Source organism: Kineococcus glutinatus (assembly GCF_039542765.1).
Classification (GTDB): domain Bacteria; phylum Actinomycetota; class Actinomycetes; order Actinomycetales; family Kineococcaceae; genus Kineococcus_A; species Kineococcus_A glutinatus.
Map to the genome: position 1 here is coordinate 1 of NZ_BAABIL010000691.1, position 4,273 is coordinate 4,273.

Below are 4,273 nucleotides of genomic sequence, written 5' to 3' on the forward strand. Positions count from 1 at the left end.
CTCGACGCGTCGCTGGCGGCCTGGGCCGCGGTGCACCCGCCCACCGCACCGCCCGCCGCCGGGCCACCCACCGCCGCGTCGGCGCCCCGGCGGCGGTGGTGGCCGCTGCGCCGCCGGGGCCCGGCGGGCTGAACCGCTCCACCGGGGGCCCGCGTGCAGTAGCTTCCCCGGGGCGCCGTCCCGCGGGGGGACCGGTGCGGGGAGGGGTTGCCGTGGTGTTCGTGGACGTGCCCGAGGCCGAGCTGCGCGCGTACCGCAGCTCGGTGACCGAGCCGGCGGGGTTCGCGGAGTTCTGGGACGGCACGCTCGCCGAGGCCCGCGCCGCCGGGGGTGGGGTCCGCCTCGAACCGGTGGACACCGGCCTGGTGACGGTCGACGTGTTCGACGTGACGTTCCCCGGGTTCGCGGGCGAGCCCGTCCGGGCGTGGCTGCGGCTGCCGGCCGCCGCCCTGCGCCCGGCCGGGGAACCGCTGGCCGCGGTCGTGGAGTTCGTGGGCTACGGCGGTGGCCGCGGCGAGCCGCAGGAGAACCTGCTGTGGGCCAGCGCCGGGTTCGCCCACCTCCACGTGGACACCCGCGGGCAGGGCGCGACGTGGAGCCGCGGCGACACCCCCGACTCGGGCACGTGGGGGCCGCAGGTGCCCGGCGTCATGACGCGGGGGATCCTCGCGCCGGAGACGTACTACTACCGCCGGCTGTTCACCGACGCCGCGCGCGCGGTGGACGCCGCCCGCTCCCTCGACGTGGTCGACGCCCGGCGCGTGGCCGTGCACGGCGGCAGCCAGGGTGGCGGCACGGCCATCGCCGCGGCGAGCCTCGTGCCCGACGTGGCCGCGCTGAGCGCCAAGGTGCCGTTCCTCTGCGACTTCCCGCGGGCCGTCACCATCACCGACGCCCACCCCTTCCGGGAGGTCACCGACTACCTGGCCACGCACCGGGACAAGGTCGAGCGGGTGCTGCACACCCTGGCCCACGTCGACGGCGTGAACCACGCGCGGCGGGCGAGCGCACCGGCGCGGTTCACGGTGGGTCTCATGGACGCCGTCGTGCCGCCCTCGACGGTGTTCGCGGCGTTCAACGCCTACGCGGGGGAGAAGGAGATCGCGGTGTGGCCGTACAACGGTCACGAGGGCGGGGCCGCCGACGACGACGCCGCGGCGCTGGTGTTCCTGCGCAAGCACCTCGGCGACCCGCGGGGCTGACGCGGCCGGGCCCGCCGGGTGCGCGGGCCCGGCCGCCCGCTCAGCAGGTGGGGGCCAGCGGTTCGGCCGAACCGGCGAGCAGTTCCTGCAGGTCGGCGATCCGGCCCTCGGCCACCTCGGCGTCGCCCTCGTCGCCGCGCGAGCGGGCCTCCCGCTGCTGGGACCGGGCCAGCTCGATCTGCGCGGCGATCTCCGCGACGAACGACGGTGCGTGGTCCACCTGGGCACCTCCTCGGGATCCGCCGGGGCGTGCCCCGGCACGGGAGCGGCGATCCTCGCACGCCGCGGGCGCGGTGCACATCCCCCCGCCGGTTGCGGTCCGGTGACGTGCCGGTGACCGGGCCGCGACGTGGGGGTGGGCCGGTGGGTGTGATGAGTCCGGGCTCCGGGGCGGGTCAGCAGGGCACGAGGAACTTCCCCCGCGCGAACCGAGGAGCCCGTCGTGGACCGCATGATCTTCGTCAACCTGCCGATCGCCGACGTGCGCAAGAGCCGCACCTTCTTCACCGGGCTCGGTTTCGAGTTCAACCAGCAGTTCTGCGACGACAAGGCCCTGTGCATGCGGATCAACGACCGCGCCTTCGCGATGCTCGTCCGGCGGGACTTCTTCGCCACCTTCACCCCCCGGCCCGTCGCCGACGCCGGTGCCGTCACCGAGACGCTGCTGTGCCTGTCCGCGGACGACCGGGCCGGCGTCGACGCCCTCGTCGCCGGGGCGCTGGCCTGCGGCGGGCGGGAACCGCGCCGGGCGGTGGACCGGGGGTTCGTGTACGGGCGCACCTTCAGCGACCTCGACGGCCACATCTGGGAGGTCCTGTGGACGGACCCGGCGGTCGCCGCGGGCGGGGCCGCCGCCGGCGCGTGAGGCGGTGGGCGCGGGCGGGCAGGACACCTGACGGTGTCGGTGGTCCTGCGTACGCTCCCGCTCGTGCCCACCACACGCACCAGCGACGAGTTCGCGACGGACGCCTTCGCCCTGCCGGACGGCGGGGCCCTCGGCGAGGGGGGCCCCGCGGCGCAGCGCGGCGCGGCAGGTGCCCCTGTTCCGGCGGAGCTGCCCGAGGAGGTCCTCGGCGACCGCTACCGGGCGGAGATCTTCGCCCACTGCTACCGGATGACGGGGTCGGTGCACGACGCGGAGGACCTCGTCCAGGAGACGTACCTGCGGGCGTGGCGCGCCTTCCACACCTACGAGGCGCGCTCGTCGGTCCGCACGTGGCTGCACCGCATCGCCACGAACGTCTGCCTCACCGCGCTGCAGGGCCGCCAGCGCCGCCCGCTGCCCACCGGGCTGGGTGCCGGGCCCTCGGACCCGCGCGGGGAGCTGGCCGAGGACGCGGAGGTGCCGTGGCTGGAGCCCGCGCCGGACGCCGTCGTCGGCGTGGCGCCCGGCGTCGGTGACCCGGCGGGTGTCGTGGCCGCCCGCGAGAGCGTCCGGCTGGCGTTCGTCGCGGCGCTGCAGCACCTGCCCCCGCGCCAGCGCGCGGTGCTGCTGCTGCGCGACGTGCTGGCCTGGCGGGCCGCGGAGGTCGCCGCGCACTTCGGCACCACGGTGGCCGCGGTCAACAGCAGCCTGCAGCGGGCGCGCGCGCAGCTGGCGCAGCTCGACGCGAGCCCGGAGACGACCCGGGAGCCGGACTCCCCGCAGCTGCGGGTGCTGCTGGACCGCTACGTCGCCGCGTTCGAGCGCTACGACGTGGGCGGGATGGTGGAGCTGTTCAGCGCCGACGCCGTCTGGGAGATGCCGCCGTTCACCGGCTGGTACCGGGGGGCGCAGGCCATCGGCGACCTCATCGCCACCAACTGCCCCGCCAGCCGCGCCGGGGACATGCGCATGGTGCCGACGCGCGCCAACGGCCAGCCCGCCTACGGCCTCTACATGCGCGAGGCCGACGGCGTGCACCGGCCGTTCCAGCTGCAGGTGCTGCAGCTGGACGGCCGGCGCGTCTCGCGGGTCAGCGCGTTCTTCGACACGCGCCTGTTCACGGTGTTCGGGTTGCCCGAGGACCTGCGGGGCTGAGGGCGCGGGCGGCGACCGCGCGCCGGACCTCCTCCTCGACCAGGTCGGCGTTGAGGGCCGCCGCCGCGGTCAGCCCCGCCGCCGCCGCGGCACCGACCTGCGCCACCGGGTCGGTGACGTTGCCCGCCACGAACACCCCTGCTGCCGCGGTCGCCCCGGTGGGACCGGCCTCGATGCGGGTGCCGACGACGTGCTCACCGACCTGCCAGGGGACCGGGTGCAGGCCGAGCCCGGCCAGGAAGTCCGCCCGGCTGCGCAGCGTCGTGCCCGTCGCCACGGCCCCGCAGGCCAGGACGCGCCCGTCGGCCAGCCGCAGGCCGCTCAGCCGGTCGGCCTCGACGAGCACCTCCACCGCGGGGCCGGCGACGACCTCGACGCCGCGCGCCGCCAGCTGCTCGCGCTGCGCCGCGTCCGGTTCCGGGCCGGAGTGCAGGACGAGGGTCACGTCCTCGCTCAGCTGCCGCCACAGCTGGGTCACGTGCACCGCCACCGGGTTCGTCGCCAGCACGGCGATCGCCCGGTCGCGGACCTCCCAGCCGTGGCAGTACGGGCAGTGCAGGACGTCCCGGCCCCAGCGCGCCGCCAGCCCCGCCACGTCGGGCAGCTCGTCGACGAGGCCGGTGGCCACCAGCAGGCGCCGCGCCCGCAGTTCCCGCCCGTCGGCCAGTTCCACGGCGAACCCGGCCGCCGCGCCGGCACCCGCCGGGTCCTCCGGTGCGGGCACCCCGACTCGGCGCACACCGGTCACCGCGCCGTCCACGACGCGCCCGCCGTACCCGGCGAGCTCGCGCCGCCCGGCGGCCAGCAGCTCCGCCGGCGGGGTGCCGTCGCGGCCCAGCAGGTTGTGCACCCCCTGCGCGGGGGCGTTGCGCGGCGTGCCGGCGTCGACCACGACGACGCTGCGCCGGAACCGGCTCAGGGCCGTCGCCCCCGCCAGCCCGGCCGCACCACCACCGACGACCACCACGTCCACCAGCACGTCGGCCACGATTCCGTCGCTCACGTCGACCACCTCCTGCCCGAACCGTGCGGCGGGGGACGCCGCCGGGGC

5 protein-coding genes are annotated in these 4,273 nt (G+C 77.1%); 3 read left to right on the forward strand and 2 right to left on the reverse strand.

Annotation, left to right across the window (positions count from 1 at the left end; genetic code table 11):
* Positions 1–215 precede the first annotated feature (215 nt).
* On the forward strand, positions 216–1,202 hold the full coding sequence (locus tag ABEB16_RS20215) for an acetylxylan esterase (protein WP_345713995.1): 987 nt from the start codon (positions 216–218) through the stop codon (positions 1,200–1,202).
* A 40-nt stretch (positions 1,203–1,242) separates the two neighbouring features.
* Here ABEB16_RS20215 and ABEB16_RS20220 read toward each other — a convergent pair whose 3' ends face one another.
* Positions 1,243–1,422, reverse strand: coding sequence for a hypothetical protein (locus tag ABEB16_RS20220; protein WP_345713993.1), 180 nt, complete (start codon positions 1,420–1,422; stop codon positions 1,243–1,245).
* 231 nt (positions 1,423–1,653) lie between these two features.
* Between ABEB16_RS20220 and ABEB16_RS20225 the strand changes: the two genes are divergently transcribed.
* Together ABEB16_RS20225 and ABEB16_RS20230 are read left to right on the forward strand one after the other, a co-directional pair.
* Positions 1,654–2,067, forward strand: a complete 414-nt coding sequence (locus ABEB16_RS20225; protein ID WP_345713996.1) for a VOC family protein — start codon at positions 1,654–1,656, stop codon at positions 2,065–2,067.
* A 189-nt stretch (positions 2,068–2,256) separates the two neighbouring features.
* The gene (locus tag ABEB16_RS20230) at positions 2,257–3,222 is read left to right on the forward strand and encodes a sigma-70 family RNA polymerase sigma factor (protein ID WP_345713997.1); all 966 of its coding nucleotides are present in this window, start codon (positions 2,257–2,259) and stop codon (positions 3,220–3,222) included.
* Here ABEB16_RS20230 and ABEB16_RS20235 read toward each other — a convergent pair.
* Positions 3,185–4,225, reverse strand: a complete 1,041-nt coding sequence (locus ABEB16_RS20235) for an NAD(P)/FAD-dependent oxidoreductase (RefSeq protein WP_345713994.1) — start codon at positions 4,223–4,225, stop codon at positions 3,185–3,187. The two genes, ABEB16_RS20230 and ABEB16_RS20235, sit on opposite strands and share 38 nt — an antisense overlap.
* Positions 4,226–4,273 lie beyond the last annotated feature (48 nt).